The sequence below is a fragment of the Polaromonas sp. P4_F4 genome (genome assembly GCF_056401355.1).
This window is the reverse complement of sequence record NZ_JBFUJO010000010.1, coordinates 76,504-92,447: the sequence shown is the minus strand read 5'-3', so window position 1 is coordinate 92,447 and position 15,944 is coordinate 76,504. Positions and strand designations below refer to the sequence as shown.

At 62.1% G+C, this 15,944-nt stretch carries 19 protein-coding genes and 2 pseudogenes; 6 read left to right on the top strand and 15 right to left on the bottom strand.

The window, feature by feature from the left end; all coding sequences use genetic code 11:
* Nucleotides 1-18: 18 nt before the first annotated feature.
* The 3 genes from AC1DUR_RS12715 to AC1DUR_RS12705 all read right to left on the bottom strand — a co-directional run bounded on the left by AC1DUR_RS12715 (nt 19) and on the right by AC1DUR_RS12705 (nt 2,081).
* Entirely contained in the window at nt 19-372 is a 354-nt protein-coding gene (locus AC1DUR_RS12715) for a nuclear transport factor 2 family protein (RefSeq protein ID WP_477718085.1), read from the bottom strand.
* Nucleotides 373-444: 72 nt separating this feature from the next.
* On the bottom strand, nt 445-855 hold the full coding sequence (locus AC1DUR_RS12710) for a VOC family protein (RefSeq protein ID WP_477718084.1): 411 nt from the start codon (nt 853-855) through the stop codon (nt 445-447).
* 437 nt (nt 856-1,292) lie between these two features.
* Nucleotides 1,293-2,081, bottom strand: coding sequence for a methyltransferase domain-containing protein (locus AC1DUR_RS12705; RefSeq protein ID WP_477718083.1), 789 nt, complete (start codon nt 2,079-2,081; stop codon nt 1,293-1,295).
* 847 nt (nt 2,082-2,928) lie between these two features.
* Here AC1DUR_RS12705 and AC1DUR_RS12700 point away from each other — a divergent pair.
* Nucleotides 2,929-3,045: pseudogene (locus AC1DUR_RS12700) on the top strand (IS110 family transposase); the annotation flags it as partial.
* Nucleotides 3,046-3,159 (top strand): annotated as a pseudogene (locus AC1DUR_RS12695) (integrase); the annotation flags it as partial.
* An 80-nt stretch (nt 3,160-3,239) separates the two neighbouring features.
* On the opposite strand, the gene AC1DUR_RS12690 reads toward AC1DUR_RS12695, so the two are convergent.
* The 7 genes from AC1DUR_RS12690 to AC1DUR_RS12660 form a co-directional block, all read right to left on the bottom strand.
* Complete coding sequence (locus AC1DUR_RS12690; protein WP_477718082.1) at nt 3,240-3,875, bottom strand: isochorismatase family protein; 636 nt, start codon at nt 3,873-3,875, stop codon at nt 3,240-3,242.
* A gap of 109 nt (nt 3,876-3,984) precedes the next feature.
* Entirely contained in the window at nt 3,985-4,440 is a 456-nt protein-coding gene (locus tag AC1DUR_RS12685) for a DUF2721 domain-containing protein (protein WP_477718081.1), read from the bottom strand.
* Nucleotides 4,441-4,525: 85 nt separating this feature from the next.
* On the bottom strand, nt 4,526-5,869 hold the full coding sequence (locus AC1DUR_RS12680) for a type II toxin-antitoxin system HipA family toxin (RefSeq protein ID WP_477718080.1): 1,344 nt from the start codon (nt 5,867-5,869) through the stop codon (nt 4,526-4,528).
* Nucleotides 5,866-6,207 (bottom strand): helix-turn-helix domain-containing protein, encoded by a 342-nt coding sequence (locus tag AC1DUR_RS12675; protein ID WP_477718079.1) that lies wholly within the window; start codon nt 6,205-6,207, stop codon nt 5,866-5,868. Before AC1DUR_RS12675 ends, AC1DUR_RS12680 begins: the two co-directional genes overlap by 4 nt.
* Nucleotides 6,208-6,430: 223 nt before the next feature.
* On the bottom strand, nt 6,431-7,693 hold the full coding sequence (locus AC1DUR_RS12670; protein ID WP_477718078.1) for an Hsp70 family protein: 1,263 nt from the start codon (nt 7,691-7,693) through the stop codon (nt 6,431-6,433).
* Between the two features lie 5 nt (nt 7,694-7,698).
* On the bottom strand, nt 7,699-8,223 hold the full coding sequence (locus AC1DUR_RS12665) for a hypothetical protein (protein WP_477718077.1): 525 nt from the start codon (nt 8,221-8,223) through the stop codon (nt 7,699-7,701).
* 145 nt (nt 8,224-8,368) lie between these two features.
* A complete protein-coding gene (locus tag AC1DUR_RS12660; protein ID WP_477718076.1) occupies nt 8,369-8,836 on the bottom strand; it encodes a nuclear transport factor 2 family protein in 468 nt (155 codons plus the stop codon).
* A 160-nt stretch (nt 8,837-8,996) separates the two neighbouring features.
* Here AC1DUR_RS12660 and AC1DUR_RS12655 point away from each other — a divergent pair, with 160 nt between their 5' ends.
* Together AC1DUR_RS12655 and AC1DUR_RS12650 are read left to right on the top strand one after the other, a co-directional pair.
* Entirely contained in the window at nt 8,997-9,575 is a 579-nt protein-coding gene (locus AC1DUR_RS12655; RefSeq protein ID WP_477718075.1) for a TetR/AcrR family transcriptional regulator, read from the top strand.
* Between the two features lie 282 nt (nt 9,576-9,857).
* On the top strand, nt 9,858-10,076 hold the full coding sequence (locus tag AC1DUR_RS12650; protein WP_477718074.1) for a hypothetical protein: 219 nt from the start codon (nt 9,858-9,860) through the stop codon (nt 10,074-10,076).
* Nucleotides 10,077-10,099: 23 nt separating this feature from the next.
* Here AC1DUR_RS12650 and AC1DUR_RS12645 read toward each other — a convergent pair whose 3' ends face one another.
* The 4 genes from AC1DUR_RS12645 to AC1DUR_RS12630 are packed head-to-tail and all read right to left on the bottom strand — an operon-like array spanning nt 10,100 to nt 13,020.
* Nucleotides 10,100-10,408 (bottom strand): hypothetical protein, encoded by a 309-nt coding sequence (locus AC1DUR_RS12645; RefSeq protein ID WP_477718073.1) that lies wholly within the window; start codon nt 10,406-10,408, stop codon nt 10,100-10,102.
* 21 nt (nt 10,409-10,429) lie between these two features.
* The gene (locus tag AC1DUR_RS12640; RefSeq protein WP_477718072.1) at nt 10,430-11,182 is read right to left on the bottom strand and encodes a hypothetical protein; all 753 of its coding nucleotides are present in this window, start codon (nt 11,180-11,182) and stop codon (nt 10,430-10,432) included.
* Entirely contained in the window at nt 11,179-12,198 is a 1,020-nt protein-coding gene (locus AC1DUR_RS12635; RefSeq protein WP_477718071.1) for an MlaD family protein, read from the bottom strand. Before AC1DUR_RS12635 ends, AC1DUR_RS12640 begins: the two co-directional genes overlap by 4 nt.
* 18 nt (nt 12,199-12,216) lie before the next feature.
* The gene (locus tag AC1DUR_RS12630; protein WP_477718070.1) at nt 12,217-13,020 is read right to left on the bottom strand and encodes an MlaE family ABC transporter permease; all 804 of its coding nucleotides are present in this window, start codon (nt 13,018-13,020) and stop codon (nt 12,217-12,219) included.
* 124 nt (nt 13,021-13,144) lie between these two features.
* Here AC1DUR_RS12630 and AC1DUR_RS12625 point away from each other — a divergent pair, with 124 nt between their 5' ends.
* Nucleotides 13,145-13,798, top strand: coding sequence for a LysE family transporter (locus AC1DUR_RS12625; RefSeq protein ID WP_477718069.1), 654 nt, complete (start codon nt 13,145-13,147; stop codon nt 13,796-13,798).
* Between the two features lie 109 nt (nt 13,799-13,907).
* On the opposite strand, the gene AC1DUR_RS12620 is transcribed toward AC1DUR_RS12625, so the two are convergent.
* Nucleotides 13,908-15,359 (bottom strand): aminotransferase-like domain-containing protein, encoded by a 1,452-nt coding sequence (locus tag AC1DUR_RS12620; protein WP_477718068.1) that lies wholly within the window; start codon nt 15,357-15,359, stop codon nt 13,908-13,910.
* 193 nt (nt 15,360-15,552) lie between these two features.
* On the opposite strand from AC1DUR_RS12620, the gene AC1DUR_RS12615 reads away from it, so the two are divergent.
* Nucleotides 15,553-15,927, top strand: a complete 375-nt coding sequence (locus tag AC1DUR_RS12615; RefSeq protein WP_477718067.1) for a hypothetical protein — start codon at nt 15,553-15,555, stop codon at nt 15,925-15,927.
* Nucleotides 15,928-15,944: the final 17 nt, after the last annotated feature.

Genomic DNA, 15,944 nt, shown 5'->3' with positions numbered 1-15,944 from the left:
GCTACGGTCAGGTGCCACTCACGCCTTCAGTTCGACTACATACGATATGAGGCGCTGAATCTTTGCGCCCCGCATTTCAAATACATCGCAGAAGACTGCATCAAGAAGACCACCCTCCCGCCTGGCGCATTGCACCGTACCCTCAGCCACCACGACGTCCCCCTCTTCGGTCATGCGAGTGACTCCTATGGTGGGTCTTCCCACGAATGCATCGTTCTCGATCTCCCTGTCGAAGGCAGCCTTTCCCCTGAGGTGAACCGCCCCCGGGATGACCCATTCCACATCGTCGGTCAGGCACGCTAAAACGCCCGCGTGGTCAGACCGGGCAAAAGCATCCATGTATCTCTGCACTGTGTCCTTTTTCTCGCTCATGTTTTGTCCTTCGCTGAATTTGAGGCGGCATTCGTAGCTAGACAGCACTGGCGGCACCACACGGTGGAAGAGTCAGGCGGCGGTGTCGGGTTCCTTCCCCGGCTGCCGGGCATAGCTGACCGTCAGGGCTTCCCATACGTGTCCGTCCGGTTCATTCCAATAGATGATTCGGCCGCCATGCTGAGTATTGATCTGCATATCAACCGGGCCGTGCGGGGTGCTCCTGTACTCAATGCCACAGGCCTTGATTCTTGAAAGGATGCCGTCAAACTCTGCCTCGCTCACGCGAAAACAGTAGTGCAGGACGGGAAAGGCGCCATCGGCCTGGTCGAAGTCCAGCGTCAAGCTGTCACTGACATAGACCGGGCAAAACGGGCCGACACCGGACTCTGCCCAGGGTACGCCCAGAAGTGTGGCCAGCAACTGAGCCGCAGCTTTTTTGTCCCGGGCCGGAACAATCGCGTGGTCGAGTTGAACGCTCATTGTGAAGTCCTTCACCTGTAGCTGCGGATCGGCGGGTCGTGACGCCTGACGAGCGAAAGAGCCCTCCCCGTCCCGAGCCAGCCGCGCGTCGCGAGACTTGCGGTTTACGGCTTACGGCATCAAAGTGCCACGGTGGAGAGCTGAAGCCCTCCACCAAACGCCTTCGGCTGGGGCAATCATGGGAATTATCACCATCGGAGTCGATCTCGCCAAGCGCCTCTGCCATGCACGGAATGCGCCAACAGATATGACGGCATTGCTCATGGGACGCCAACGACGCAGTTCGCCGGGCGGTACGAGCGACGCTCCTGCGACGCCGGAGCATTCGATGGTTCGGCGTCATCGGGACGAAGCGCAAGCGCGCCCAGCCGCAGGGAATGGCTGCAGCCAAAATTGGCGGGAGATGCGGCAAAGCCGCATTCCCGGCGGCTGCGATTTCAATCCTTTGTCGCGACGAGCGAGACGCTCTTCACGCCGTATTTGCGAGTCGCACCTTGGGCATTTTTCGAAATGAACTGGTACTGCGGGTTGTCCCTCACCTGCGTCACTCGCAACCCCGCGGCCTCGATCGCCGAGGTGTAATCGCCGACCTGCATCGCGCCTCCGATGCAAGCGGCCCAGAGCGTCGCGTCGCAGGTGATGCCTTCGGGCAACTGCGTTTCGGTGACGATATCGGCGAGGGCAAGCCGCCCTCCCGGCTTGAGCAGACGCGCGGCCTCGCGAAAGACCGTCCTCTTGTCCGGCGCGAGGTTGATCACGCCGTTGCTGATGACCGCGTCGCACGACGCGTCAGCAAGTCCGGTCGCGTCGATGTAGCCCTTGCGGTAGGTGACATTGCCGAATCCCGCCGCGGCGCGCAGACGATCCGCTTTGGCGAGTTGCTCGTCGGTCATGTCGACGCCGATCACGGTGCCAGTCTTGCCGACCTTGCCGGCGGCGATGAAGCTGTCCATCCCCGATCCGCTGCCGAGATCGACCACCGTCTCGCCTGCCTTCAGTTGGGCGAGGTCAAAGTAGTAGCCCACGCCTGCAAACGAATCGATGGCTTCGCTCGGGATGGCATCGAGGTCGGCGGGCGCATAGCCGAGCCGCTCCGCAAGCGCACGTCCCATTTCGAAGTGAAACTCGCCCTGCGGATTGAGAGCTACATCGCGGTACATAGCCTTGACCTTTTGCTCGAGCGCCGTTGTGTCGAGGCTGCCTGTGAGTTCTGTTGCAGTTTCCATTTTCAAGATCTCCTTAGTGAGTTGACGTGTCTCAAAGACGCTGCCCTCATTGCCCAAGATAGGTCGCATCAAAATCAGCTTCAGCCAGTTGCCCCGTGACGCGCTAGGCGACGCTGGACGACCTGACGCGGCCTCAAGCGGGATGAGCGTATTTCTTCTCAATGCTTCCTCCTCGTTGGTGCTGCTCGCACGCGCCTCATGAGGCCTGACGTCCAGCCTGACTCGCGCCCGCCCCGGGGCCTCGGTGTCCATGCCTGTGTTGGAGAGCCTCATTTAAGTGGAGCAACGACTACGCCGCGCAGGCCGGCCTGCTCGATCGCGGACTTGACCAGCTCCGTCGCTCCGACAAGCCCGACACATAACCAGTCACGTATCTGCATGGCGTCCTCCTTTGAAGTAACCGTTGCTCTCAGCTTGAGGTGAGCGGCAGCCAACGACGCCGCAGCCAAGACAAATCTCGCCAGTGGGGCCCGCCGCTGGATGTGCGCTCAACTGATGGACTCCCCGTGCTTTTTGCGCCACATTGGCGCACTGGTCTCCATTGGTGTCGGATCAGTCTCTCCAAACAAAAGGAGTCCGATATGAATGCTACTACCGTTGCCATCGATCTTGCAAAGTCTGTCTGCCATTTGGGGCCGATGAGCACTGGCGGCATATTGAAACCCAGCGCCTGACCCGCACTCAGTTCGAGCGCTGGTTTGCCAACGGAGAGTCAGGGCTGGTCATCATGGAGTCTTGCGGCTCGGCCCACACACAACTGGGCGCGCTGACTCAATGGGCTGGGCATTGAGGTGAAGCTGCTGCCCGCCCAGTACATCCTTTGTGGGGGCATATAGGACGAGTTAGATTGTCTGGCGTGGAATCTTGCTCGGGTGCCAACCACTGGGCTCGGCTGTTTCAGGCGCATGGTCACCCGGTACGCTTGATCGCGCCCAAATTCGTCGCGCCCTATCGCCTCTCCGGCACCGTGCAAGAACTACTGGGCCGCAGCGACGTAAGCACCACCATGATCTACACCCATGTGCTCAAGGTAGCGGCGCGCGGAACGGCCAGCCCGCTGGACGCTCTGCTAGCCTGATTCGCTATATTTTCAGTAACAGAACCGGCAATATCCGCAGAGGGCTAAAGCAAACTTTCTTTGACGTTTGAGCAAACGCCCTACTTCATCAGCGCCAGCACATCATTGAACGCCTGATGCTCCGCCGTCCGCAGCCACTCAAACGCCACCATCTCGGTCGTCACCAGCTCGGCGCCGTTGCCAGCCAGCCGGTCAAAGGCAGCGTCGCGGTTGCGCTCGCTGCGTGAGCTGCAGGCGTCAGTGACGACCCAGACCTCAAATTCTTCTTCCAGCAGCTCCAGTGCGGTCTGCAGCAGGCACACATGGGCTTCGCAGCCGGCGATGACGATGGTGCCCCTGCCCGCCTCTTCCTGTGGCGCGGCCTTTTGCAGGTGCTTGGGCAGGCTGCGCGCATTACCTCCCCCTGAAGCGCCGGCGGGCGCCTTGCGCATCGGCGGCCGCAGCCAGTCGCCCAGGCCATCGGCCACGGCGCTGAAATGCATCTTGGCCAGCGTCTTGCCGCCTGCGGCTTCAATGGCTGCCTGTACCTCGGGCACGTTGGGGCCCAGCTTGTCGGTATTTTCCGTAGTGCCCCACACCGGCACCTCCAGCGCCTGCGCCATGCGAGCCAGGCGCACGGCGTTGGCGATCACGAGTTCGTTTTCGAAAATGGCGGGCATCAGGCGAACCTGGTAGTCCACCAGTACGAGTTGGGAGTCATCAGCATCAAGCAGCATGTCAAGTTCCGGGTTTTGTGAAGGGTTGAATTCGCGCAGGCACTGCCCTGCAAACGCTCGACCAGGTTGCTACTGGCCTTTTTGATGCTCGTATTTTGGCATTGCCGCACTACCGGGCAGGCAGTTGCGCAAACTTGAGCAGCTGGGTTGCCAGCAGCGTCTCGGCCAAAAAGCACACCAAGGCCAGCAGAAAACAGACCACGCCGGACAAAAAGCACACGGTGGCGATCTTGAGGGTGGGCAGCTCACTCGTCTCGCCCAAAAACAGCAAAATAATGGTGGTGCCAATCAGCATCGCGCAAAAAGTCAGCAGGGCAATGCAGCTGTTGACCAGCCATCCGCGATGCCTCAGTTGCTGCAGTTCGGCGTACATCTTCATGGCCCGGTTTTCCTCCACGCCGCCCGCTTCCAGCCGGTTTTCAAGCAGCCGTGCCCGGTCAATGATGCGGGCCAGGCGGCCAGCGACGGCGGCGATCATTCCAGACACCGCGGTCAGCAAAAACACAGGCGCTACGGCCAGTTGAATGCCGTGGGTGACCGTCGCAAGGTCGGGCGCAAAATTCATGGGAGGCTCCAGATTTCGGGGGTGAAGTTCAGGGGTGATGTATTGTCAAACGGCAAGCAAGCACCGTGCAAGAACCCGGCAAGGCTCAGCCTGCAGCAGCCTTGCGGCCGGCACTGCCTGCGCGCCTGCGCCGCCAGCTCTGCACCGCGTCGCAGGCTTCAAAATGCCGCAGCAGGTTCTGCTTTTGCTTGTCCAGCAAAGTGCTGCCTTCAATCAGGGCCGGCCAGGCGGCGCAGGCTTTTCCCACTGCGTCATTGAGCACGCCGCGCACGCGGGTCTCGAACATGCCGGCGGCGTTGCAAAAGCTGCGCACGGTCTGCGGAGTGAGCCGCGCCTGTTTTTCGCCACCGGGCACAAAGCGCAAGGCATGGCCGCGTCCCCCCAGGTAGGCGGCATAGGCCACCACGTCATAGGCTGGAGACAGTTCCGGTGTGCGGCCATCGCGGTAGAGCACCCCGAAATTCTTCACATGCGCGTCGTAGTTGCCCAGCATCTCATTGATCATTGCGCGGCGGATCAGCTCTTCGGCTGCATCCTCCCCCCGCTGCCCCAGACCCATGCCGCCCCGTAGCGTGCTGGCCATGGTGGCGTAAGTGGCGGCCGGGTGCGTATATTTTTCTTCGGGTTGTATGCGCAGGATCTGCGCGAAGTCTTCGCAATGAATGTGTCCCTCGGGCCCGCGGTCAAAGCGCCTGACCGCCAGGAAATGCCTGCTTTCGCCCAGTACAAAGGGCTGCTCGGCCACTATCTGCTCCAGGGGGGCCAGCCATGCGGTGCAGACGTCTGCGCCCGCGGCCTGCGCCAGCCGCAGCGACAACTCCTCCACCTCGGGCAGCAAGGCATATTCAACCGTCGGCAGCTTGGCAATGATGTGCGTGCCCTGCACGTCCCGGGTCCGCGCCACATAGCGCCCGTGCTGCGCGACCAGTGCAAGCTTGGGTTGCACGCCCGACAAGGAGGTGGCCTCGGGCAAGGGGTCGGCCGTGACGGACATCTCCAGCGCATCGTTGTGCTGGGTCACCACAGCGGCGAGTGCGGCGGTATCCAGGTGAGCGGGGTATGCATAGACATTGCCTGGCAAGTCGGTGCCGCACGCGGCCAGCAGGTCGAAGTGGTCACCCGGCCCGCAGCCGCGCAGCTCTTCCAGGTGGCGGCGCAGCGGCCCTTCGGGCAGCAGGTTCTGGAAAAAAGCCGGCAGGCGGCCACCTTCCGCATTGAAAAAAGGCGTGCTGACGTAGCTGCGCCAGAAGATTTCACGGCGCTGGGGGTCGTCATCGGTGGCGGCCCACGAAAGAACCGGTGCGTCAGGCCGTGACCAGAAGGATGGGTCAGGAACAAAGCGTGTGAGCGCAGTGTTACCCGTGCCGTACTGGAACAGCAGCCCGGCACGCAGGGAGCCCACGTAGATGTCGAGTGCCAGGACGTTCATTTGGGCTGTTGGCCTTTGGCGCCGGCCTGGGAGCGAAGCCGGGTTTGCGCAATGATGCGATCCACCTGGGAAAGCGCCGGCTCAGGCCCCTCTCCAGTACCCGCACCCGCGTGCGCCTCCAGCCCCGCCGCAAGGACTTTGGGCAACAAAAGCACTTCCAGCCCAAGTTGGTCGGCAATGGCCATCAGTGTGGTGATGCGCGGTGCGGTACGGCCCTGCAAGGCACTGCGCACTGACAGGGGCGTCAACCCGGTCTTCTCGGCAATGGCCTGGTAGTCGAGCTTGAGGCGCTGCCGCTCGGCCTCCAGCCTGGTAGCCACCTCAAACAGGGTTTTCATGATAAAAAAGTATCTTTTTCCATGTAATGGATAGTATTTTATCTATCAATCCTAGAAATGCAATATTTAACTATTCTTTTTTGCAAATAACAATACAAAACTATTGCTACGCTACATGGTGGAGGCCAGCCCTGTTCAGTCTTGAAGGCGAGGGTGGCTGCGCAACTCCGGGCTCAATCAGGTGCTCTTGCCCTTCTTGACCTATCAGTGCTTCGGTGCCCTGCTAGGCAAACTTGCGGCTGGCATCCAGCGCAAGCCCAGCCCCAATGCTGCCGAACAAGTCACCTTCCACCCAATGGGCGTCGGGCATCAGCGCAAGAATTCTCTCGCGCAGCAAAGGCACGCCGCTGGAGCCACCCGTGAAAAACACCGTGTCAATGCCTGAGGCCGCAACACCGGCGTCACGCAGCAGCCGTGCCACGGTTTGCGCCACAGAAGCCACCAGCCCCTCGATGGCGCCATCCAGATCCGCCCGTTGCAGCGTCACCGTCTCCCCGGCAGCGATGCGGCCGATGTCAATCTGCGCCTCGGCTGCGTTCGACAGGGTGATCTTGGCCTCTTCAACCTGCAGCGCGAGCCAGTGGCCGGCGCGCTGCCTGACCACGCTCTGCAGCCGCTCCAGCTTGACCTTGTCACGCGCTTCGCGGTGCATGTCGCTGATCTGCGACCAGGACTTTTTGCTATAGGCCTGGTTGATGGTGTGCCAGGTCGCGAGGTTAAAGTACTGCGCTGACGGAACTTCGCGGCCGCTTTTCAGCAGGCTGCCAAACCCCAGGATCGGCATCATGCTGGCCAGGCTCAGGTACTTGTCGAAATCCGTGCCCCCAATATGCACGCCACCGCTGGCCAGGATGTCGTCGCGCCGCTCCGGTCGGCCGGCGCGCTCGGGCGATAGCCGGATCAACGCAAAGTCGGAGGTGCCGCCGCCAATATCGACCACCAGCACCAGTTCTTCACGGGTGATCTGTGACTCATAGTCAAAGGCCGCAGCAATCGGTTCGTACTGAAAAGCGATGTCGCGCAGGCCGGCCTTGCGGGCGATCTCTTCCAGCGTGCGTTCGGCCCGCTGGTCGGCCTTGTGATCGTCGTCCACAAAAAATACCGGCCGCCCAAGCACGGCGCGAGTGAATTCACGCCCGGCCGCCTGCTCGGCCCGGCCCTTGAGCTCGCCCACAAACTGCGCCAGCAAATCCCTGAACGGCAAGGCCCGCCCCATGACTTCGGTGTGGTCGTCCATCATCGAGGTGCCGAGCAGGCTTTTGAGCGAACGCATCAAGCGCCCCTCATGCCCGGCCAGGTAGTCCGCCAGCGCGGCACGACCATAGCTGACGTGGGCATCTTCGGCGTGGAAAAAAACCACCGAGGGCAGTGTCAGCTTGCCGTCTTCAAGCGGCAGCAAAAGGGAAGATTGGGAGCTTTGCCCGGGCCGCCTCCAGCCCGTGGTGGAGTTGGACGTTCCGAAGTCAATCCCGCATGCGTCAGCCAAGGTACTCACCGCTCAGCCGGCCTGCGAAAGTCGTTCTCGACCCAGGTCACCGCGCTGGCACGGTTGAGCTTGAAAGACGGCAGCACGCGGACCTGCGCCAGTTGCTCGCCGCCTTCATCATGGGCGCTAAGCAAGGCATGGGGGTTGTCTTCATCGGGCTCGATATCGAGCGAGACGGTGACTCTGGATGATTTTGCCGTCACCGTGATGCGCTGGTGCAGCGTGGCATGCAGCTGCTGCTCATGCCTGCGGACAAATTCCGAAGCGGTTTTGACCAGCGTGCTGAACGCCGGCCCGTCAAGCGGCTTGGGGTTCTTTTTGTCGCGCCCCATGGTCCAGGGGCCGACCAGCGCTGGCTCCGGCTCGCCATCCTTGATCATGGCGACCGCCCAGCCGTCGTCGTCTTCGTTCTTGAGGACTTGCGCCGTCCATCCATCGCCACGCCACAGGCGGGCCTCTTGTGTTTTGGGGAAATGCGGGGAAGCGGGTTCTGCGGCCAGGTCAGGCGGCAGGATGCGGGAGTCGGTCAATGCTCAGTCACTCAGGTCAAAAGGCAGGCCCATGCCAGCTTGATGAGCGGCACTGTGGGGCGGGGGCCAGATTTTACTGCGCGTCCCAACCGGGCGAGCGCTACGGGGAGAGGCCTCAGCGCAAAGGCCCAGCGCCCCCGTCGGCTCACAGCCCCAAATCGCTCAGACCCGGGTGGTCATCCGGCCGGCGGCCCAACGGCCAATGGAACTTGCGGTCGGCCGGCTTGATGGGCAGGTCGTTGATGCTCGCGTGCCGCACGGCCATCAAGCCATTACCGTCAAACTCCCAGTTCTCATTGCCGTACGAGCGGAACCAGTTGCCTGCGTCGTCATGCCACTCGTAGGCAAAGCGCACCGCAATGCGGTTGCCACCAAAAGTCCATAGTTCCTTGATGAGGCGGTAGTCCAGCTCGCGGGCCCACTTGCGCGACAACAGGCCGACAATTTCTTCCCTGCCGGTGACAAACTCGGCACGGTTGCGCCATTTGCTCTGCGGTGTGTAGGCCAGCGACACCCGCTGCGGATCACGCGAGTTCCAGCCGTCTTCGGCAGCGCGCACTTTCTGCACGGCGGTTTCGAAAGTAAAAGGTGGTAGTGGCGGCCTTGTTTCCATGAGGACTCCTTGAGTTTTTGGACAGTTGGGTAGTTGAATACAGAGTGAATACGCAGAAAGTAGACAGCCTTGTCTACCTGTCAGAATTTTGACACAAGTAGACAGACCTGTCTACAATACCTTCATCGCAATCTGAATGGACGTTTGAATGGATGCTCCAATGGACGCTTCGACCCTGCCCGCGCGTGAACGCATCCTGGTGACCGCGCATGAGCTTTTCTACCGCGACGGCCTGCGCGCCACCGGCATCGACCGCATCATTGCCGAGTCCGGCGTGGCCAAGCTCACCTTTTACCGGCACTTTCCCAGCAAGGACGAGCTGATTCGAACCTTTCTCGATTACCGCCACGAGCGCTGGATGGCATGGTTTGTCGATTCATTGGGGCGCCATGGTGCGACACCGGGCGGCGGGCTGAAGCCGCTCTGGAACGCCATGGCCGAGTGGTTCAATGAACCGGCATTTCGCGGCTGCGCCTTCATCAACGCGGTGGCCGAAGTCGGCAGCACCCTGCCCGGCGTGGTGCAGATTGCGCAGCGCCACAAGCAGGACATGCGGCAGGTGATCGCCGACCTGCTGCCTGACAACCCGAGCCGGAAAGACACAGCCGCAGCCGCAGCGCTGGCCGTTGACGGCGCGATTGTGCGGGCGCAAATGGATGGCAGCGCCCCGGCGCTTGCCGGATTGCGCCAGTTGCTTGATGCGCTGGAGTCAGCCGGCAAAACCTCCCCCAAAAGCTGAACCAACGCGGCAAACCGCGACCCGGCTGCGACATGAGGTCCGTAGCGACGCTCAGGTCCCGCTGCACCCGCTGCCCGCAGCCCGCTGGCGCGGAGCGTGGCGCCACCGATTGCTGCGTGAACCCAATGGCGCTACCATCCCGTTCAAGGACTGGAATCTTTTGACAAAGCAACGTTCAAGCCCAACATATTCAGCGGCATATAGCTATGCTTTTAATAGCAAAACAACACCCGGACAAACACATGCAGCCTCACCTGACCAAGCACCAACCAGAGGTTCGCCATGAGTGAATGGGTTACAAAAATGCTGGCACTTGTTAAAAGCGGCAATACCTCGGCGGCGCTGGCCCAGATCAAGGCCACCACCAGCAGCAAGGATTTACGCCACCTGCATGCGGCACTGGACAAAGCCCAACTGCTGCCGCGCCTGCCGGACCTGGGCACAGCCATTGACGACCAGCTGCAAGCGCTGGCGTCCCCGCGTTTGAGCCGCTCGCCTTAAACAGGCCCCGCTGCGTTCAGTGTTCAAGTCAGGGCGCGAATCTCGAACTGTGCATCGCCCATGTAGCGGTTTGGCCCCAGGGCGGCCGTCATCGCCGCGGATTCGGCGGCCTGCCACTGGCTGAAGATTTCAAGCTCAGCGGGTGTCAGGGCATCTTCCGCCGGTGTCTCGCCATAGGTCGCCACGAGCTTCATGTAGGCGGCATACACGGGCGCGACCAGGCTGGCGTCTCCCAGCGTGGCCTCCAGCGCCTCCTTGAAGCGCCGCTCCGCCGCCTGCAGTTCCTCGTGGGAGGCGTCCTCAAAGGCGTAAAGCTTGAGGGTGTAGCTCAACTGGCATTACTCACTTGTTACTCACTTGTTTTCTTTCGGCATTTCTTTGGCAAGTTCTTTTTCAGCTTCTTTTGCGGTTTCTTTTGCGGACGACTTTGCCCCTGAAGCGCTGCTCTGCGTGATGTCCATGCGCCGGCGCAACCGGGCGGCTTCTTCGAGGTCTCCGCCCTGCTCTGCACGCTGGGCCTGCACGCCCAGCCACGCCAACAGCGGACGCCGCCAGCCCTGGGCCGAGGCGGTGTCGATGGCCTGCCCGATGACGGCCGGGTTGGCCTTGCCGGTTTGCAGCAGCACACCTGCGGCGACCAGTTGCGACAGCGGATCGGCCATGGACTTCAGGGCACCGGCATCGCCCACCGCAGCGGCGCGTTGTGGCGCCGGGAGCAAGGCGACGTTCTGGGGCTGAATTCGCCCGGCCAGGTAATCTGCATAGGCGCGTTGCGGCGCCGGCACATCCTGGCGCAGTTTTTCAAAGCCGGCGCAGGGTTCAAACACGAGGCTGGCCACACGGGTGGCGCAGTGCAGCAGTTCTGCGGTGGCCAGCAGGTCGGCGCGGCCGGTGCGCGCGAGCTGGCTGCGTGCGCGCTCCAGCTCGGCCTGTTCCACACGGGAATTGCCTTCCATATAAGCGGCCACGGAACGCTCCATGGAACCTTTTGCTTCGAGTTGCCAGTCTGGCGGCTTCGGGCCGCTGGCACACGCGCTGAGCAACAAGAGGGCAAGCGCTCCGAAGAGCGCCGTCAATTTCAGGGGGTTGCTCATGGCGATACTCATGGCAGTTTCATCTCCGCATCACGGGCAAACGGCCATTTGCGGTTGATCTCGTTGACCAGGCTGTCCACCTTGCGCAAGCTGACCTCGACATCGGCCCGCAAGGCGCCGAGGTCGGCCGTGGCCTCTTTCGCGTTGGACGTGACGGCCTGCGCGTCTTGCAGCAGGGCATCCACCTTTTTCAGGCTGGTGCGGGCCTCGCCCAGCATGGTGTTGAGTTGAACAATGGTGGCGCGGGTTTCGGGCATCACGCCGTTGGCGCCAAAGACCTGGGTGTCGGTCTTGGCGGCAATGGCGTCGAGCTTGGTCAGCAGCGCGTTGGTGCGGTCCAGCGTAGCGACCAGCTTTTGGGCCTCGGCCTCGCTGCCCAGCATGACGGTCAGCACGCCGCCAGGTCCGTTGAGCCGTTCGGTCAGGATCTGCAGGTTGGCCATGCTGGCGCCCACCGCGCCGGTGCTTCCCGTCAGGGTGTTGAGGTTTTCAATCAGATCCTTGGCAGCGGCAATGACCTTGGGAACTTCCGCGCTGGCGTCACCCTGGAGCACGGTTCGCACTGCGCCATCGGGCAACGGCGGGTCTTTCAGCAGGCCGGTGTAGGCGCGAATGTTGGTGCCGCCCACAATGCCGCGAACCAAGGTAAACACGCTGGTGGTGCGCAGCCAGTGGGCGTCCTTGCTGGCCACATCAACCAGGATACGGGCCTTGCCGTCTTCCGCGAGCTCTATGCGCCGCACGCGGCCGATGGGAAAGCCTGAAAACGTGAGATCCATGCCGACGACGACGCCTTCGGAGTCCTCGGAAATCAACACCAGCCGCTGGGTGCTTTCAAACGCGCCCCGGGCATACATCACATAAAGCGCCGAGCCGCACACCAGCAGCAGCATAAAGATCAGCAGGAGCCGTGCCTTGAACTCCAGGTTGGCCACCTGCGCCGGTGATGGGGCGGACGCGCGCGCCGGCTGGAGCGGGTCCGACGAGCCGGGGTCCGGCGGGGTGGAGGGATCGTGGGGTGAACTCATGGGTATGCGGTTTCCAGGTCAATAGTAGTTGCCGACCAGCGAGGCCACTTCGATCAGCAAAATCACGGCGAACATGCGGACCAGCCCGCGCATCTCGGCGCTGGTGCGTACGCTGGTGCCGGCCATGCCGTACAAGGCCGAGGCCATGGGGATCAGCGACACGGCCAGGCAGAAAAACAGGGTTTTGAGGACGAAGATCAGCGTCACCGCGGGGCTGAACACCTGGCCAAAAAGACGGGTGTAGGCGGCCAGGCCCGACAGGGAAAAGCCATAGGTCGCCAGGTAGGCCACCACCAGCGCCACCACGCTGCTCAGGGCCGCCAGCGTGATGCCTGAAAACATGCCCGCCACCACCCGCGGCAGCACCTCGCGCCGCACCGGCTCGATGCCTTGGCGCCGCATCTCGTCAAGTTCGCCGCTGGCCTGCATCGCCATGAGTTCGGCGCCGTCGGGGATGGTGCAGCGCAGCGCCACAAACAGCGCCGCGGTCAGGGGAATCAGCTCCAGCACCAGCACGCGGATGACGACCTGCAGCGCGTATTGCGACAGGCCGTAGCTCAGCGCCGTGACCAGCACGATGCGCGTGAGCACCACGGTGACCAGCGCGCACAGCACGGTAAACCCCAGCAGGATGGGCGCGGTATTGAGGTAGATGTGGCGCGACAGCACCAGGCGGCTTTCGCGGTTGTAGCTCGAAGGCGACAGCGTCAGCACCAGAATCAGCGCGCCCAGGTGCACCAGGCGCCACCATTCGATCACCCACCGCTGGGCAGCACGGCCTGTTTGCGTGAGTCGACCTTGCCAGGATGCCGTTGAAGCCATTCAACCATGATACCTGTGGGTAAACTTGACGCATGTAGGATGGCGTGCGTTTTCGCGCCTCTCCATCCTCTCCGAACCGCTTCCGTACGCGTCGTCCCTGACCCCTCATCACCGCAAAAAAACCATGGCCATTGACACCTGGACCGCCTATTTCCTCGCCTCCATCCTGATAGCGATTTCACCGGGCTCGGGCGCCGTCCTGGCCATGAGCCACGGCCTGAGCTATGGCGTTAAACGCACGCAGGCCACCATCGCCGGGCTGCAGGCCGGTTTGCTGATGATCCTGGTGGTTGCCGGCGCAGGTGTTGGCTCGCTGCTGCTGGCCTCGGAGCTGGCGTTCAACATTGTCAAAACCCTGGGGGCCGCCTACCTGATGTACATAGGCTGGTCACAGTGGCGTTCACCGGACGCCATCATGACGGATGATGTGGGCGCACCGGCAAACGAAGCGAGCGTTCCGTCATCGCGCAAACGCTGCCTCACAGGCTTGCTGACCAATGCGACCAACCCCAAAGGCATCCTCTTCATGGTGGCCGTGCTGCCTCAGTTCATCAGCCAGGGCCGCCCACTCTGGCTCCAGCTGCTGGTCATTGCCATGACCACGGTGGCGGTGGACACCGTGGTCATGCACGGCTATGCCTTTGCCGCCAGCCGGCTGCAGCCCCTGTTTAAAAATGCCCGCGCCATCAAGGTGCAGAACCGCCTGTTTGGCGGCCTGCTCATGGCGGTAGGTGCGGGCCTGTTTTTCGTCAAGCGTGGCCAGCAGGCTGCGCATTAGGCTTTTCTTTTTTCATTTGCCATTAAAGCGATAGCTGCCTGCATCAGAAAATAAAAAGCTTGGTGAAGGGCTTGGCAAAAACCATACGCATCCACACATAAACACGCGTTCAGACCGGAGCGTCCAGAACCTGCGCCGACACGATGGCGGCCAGTTTGCGCAGAGCCTGATCGGCCTCACTGGAAAACGGAGAGGCGCAACTGATGCGCAGGAAGTGGTCAAAGCGGCTGGAGTTGGAAAACATCGAGCCGGGCGCAACCCGTATGCCCTGCCGGATCGCGGCGTCGAACACGGCCTGCGCGGAGGTGCCGGGCGGCAGCTCCACCCACAACAACATGCTGCCACCGGGTACAGACAGTCGGGTACCCGCCGGGAAGTGCGCCGCAATCGCCTCGGCCATCTGTTCGCGCTGCACATTGAGCAGGTGGCGCAAGCGGACCATGTGACGGTCGTAGGCGCTGGAGGCCATGAACTCAGCCACGGTGATCTGGGCCAGCGCCTCATTGGAGCGGCTCTGCGCGTACTTGAGCATCTGGATGCGGGCCTGCCAGCGACCGCCGGCCATCCAGCCCAGGCGCAGGCCGGGTGCCAAAATCTTGCGCAGCGATGCACAGTAAATCACCGAGCCGCTGCGGTCCCAGGCCTTGGCGGCTTTCAGTGGAATGTCGTCATGGCCCAGCGCGCCGTAGGTGTCGTCTTCAATCAGCGCCACCTGCTGGCGCTCGCACAGGGCCACCAGCTTTTCCTTCTCCGCATCGGGCATCACGCTGCCCAGCGGATTGTGGAAATTGGGCATGACCACCACGGCCCGGATACTGTCATGTGTCTGAAAGGCGAGGTCCAGCGCTTCCACGGAAAGGCCCAGCTTGGGACTGGTGGGAATCTCCAGTGCGCGCAGGCCCAGGCTTTCCAGGACCTGCAGCAAGCCGTAATAGGTCGGGGATTCGACGGCGATGGTATCGCCCGGCTGCGCCACCGCCCGCAGCGCGATGTTGAGCGCTTCAATACAGCCGTGCGTCACCACAATCTCTTCGGCCGACAACTGCATACCTGCGGCCAGCGCGCGCCGGGCCAGCACGGTCTTCAGCGGTGAATCGCCGGGCAGATCCACCGCGCTGACGAGCAGGTGGGGATGCTTGCGCAAGGCCCGGGTGGCCGCGTTCTTCAGAGCCTCGGAGGGATAGACCTCGGGTGGGCCATGTGCGGCGGCCAGGTTGGTGACCAGGGGGTACACATTGCATTTGGCCACATAGTCCGAGACACGGTCATGGATGCCGACATACTGCGCCGGATCCAGCTTGCGGCCGGCCTCGGGCTCACTGGGCGGCTGAATGTCCACGCGGCGCCGCCTGAGAACAAAGTAGCCCGAACGGGGCCGCGCTTCCAGCCAGCCTTCATCTTCCAGCGTATGGCAGGCCTCCACGGCTGTCGACAGGCTGACCTGATGCAACCGGGTCAGGGCCCGAACCGAGGGCATGCGCTGGCCGGGCAGCAACACACCAGACTGGATGGCTTGGCGGTAGTGGCTGGAGAGCCGGAGGTAAAGCGGTTGCGCATCCATAAACTAAATAAAACCGTAAAACCAGATGATCCGTGAAGGGACAGCAGTGACACAGCCACAGATGGGCCGAAATCGAACCATAACAGATGGATAAATAGCCATCTGTACCGATACAGAAAGGCATTGATTGCCTCTGTCGGGAATAAGGCATCGTCACTAACCTAAGGGCTTCCTTTCCTGAATGGAGCTCCCCATGCAAGTTCACCCGAAGCCGCTGCAAGCTCTCCAGCTTGGTGCTGGCGAATCCCTGTTTCTTTGGTCCAAGGCAGGGATCTCCTTGCTCAGCACCTCGGGCAGCCTGGTAGTGATAGGCACGCCGCTCTGGCTGGGCGAGCGGGTCTTTCGCGCCAGGACGCCGCTGGAACCCGGGCAGGTGCACCTTATCGAGCAGGACGGCTGGATCACACTGACGGCCGGCCCGCAAGGGGAAGCCGTTTGCCTGGTGAGCCCGAAAGGCCGCCCATCGCCGATGCGCGCTCTTGGCAAGGCGGGCAAGAAGCTTCTCAGGTGCTTTCCCGGAATCGCCAGGATCGCAGGCACCCGATTTCGCGGCGCCGAGCCTGTTTAACAAAAACCTTAACTGCC

Bases quoted from the DNA above. Each gene is read 5' to 3' on its own strand.
- AC1DUR_RS12615 (WP_477718067.1), top strand. From the start codon at position 15,553: ATGCAAGTTCACCCGAAGCCGCTGCAAGCTCTCCAGCTTGGTGCTGGC.
- AC1DUR_RS12650 (WP_477718074.1), top strand. From the start codon at position 9,858: ATGAGTGAATGGGTTACAAAAATGCTGGCACTTGTTAAAAGCGGCAAT.
- AC1DUR_RS12680 (WP_477718080.1), bottom strand. From the start codon at position 5,869: ATGAACGTCCTGGCACTCGACATCTACGTGGGCTCCCTGCGTGCCGGG.
- AC1DUR_RS12635 (WP_477718071.1), bottom strand. From the start codon at position 12,198: ATGAGTTCACCCCACGATCCCTCCACCCCGCCGGACCCCGGCTCGTCG.
- AC1DUR_RS12625 (WP_477718069.1), top strand. From the start codon at position 13,145: ATGGCCATTGACACCTGGACCGCCTATTTCCTCGCCTCCATCCTGATA.
- AC1DUR_RS12710 (WP_477718084.1), bottom strand. From the start codon at position 855: ATGAGCGTTCAACTCGACCACGCGATTGTTCCGGCCCGGGACAAAAAA.
- AC1DUR_RS12715 (WP_477718085.1), bottom strand. From the start codon at position 372: ATGAGCGAGAAAAAGGACACAGTGCAGAGATACATGGATGCTTTTGCC.
- AC1DUR_RS12620 (WP_477718068.1), bottom strand. From the start codon at position 15,359: ATGGATGCGCAACCGCTTTACCTCCGGCTCTCCAGCCACTACCGCCAA.
- AC1DUR_RS12705 (WP_477718083.1), bottom strand. From the start codon at position 2,081: ATGGAAACTGCAACAGAACTCACAGGCAGCCTCGACACAACGGCGCTC.
- AC1DUR_RS12675 (WP_477718079.1), bottom strand. From the start codon at position 6,207: ATGAAAACCCTGTTTGAGGTGGCTACCAGGCTGGAGGCCGAGCGGCAG.
- AC1DUR_RS12660 (WP_477718076.1), bottom strand. From the start codon at position 8,836: ATGGAAACAAGGCCGCCACTACCACCTTTTACTTTCGAAACCGCCGTG.
- AC1DUR_RS12690 (WP_477718082.1), bottom strand. From the start codon at position 3,875: ATGCTGCTTGATGCTGATGACTCCCAACTCGTACTGGTGGACTACCAG.
- AC1DUR_RS12655 (WP_477718075.1), top strand. From the start codon at position 8,997: ATGGACGCTTCGACCCTGCCCGCGCGTGAACGCATCCTGGTGACCGCG.
- AC1DUR_RS12685 (WP_477718081.1), bottom strand. From the start codon at position 4,440: ATGAATTTTGCGCCCGACCTTGCGACGGTCACCCACGGCATTCAACTG.
- AC1DUR_RS12640 (WP_477718072.1), bottom strand. From the start codon at position 11,182: ATGAGTATCGCCATGAGCAACCCCCTGAAATTGACGGCGCTCTTCGGA.
- AC1DUR_RS12630 (WP_477718070.1), bottom strand. From the start codon at position 13,020: ATGGCTTCAACGGCATCCTGGCAAGGTCGACTCACGCAAACAGGCCGT.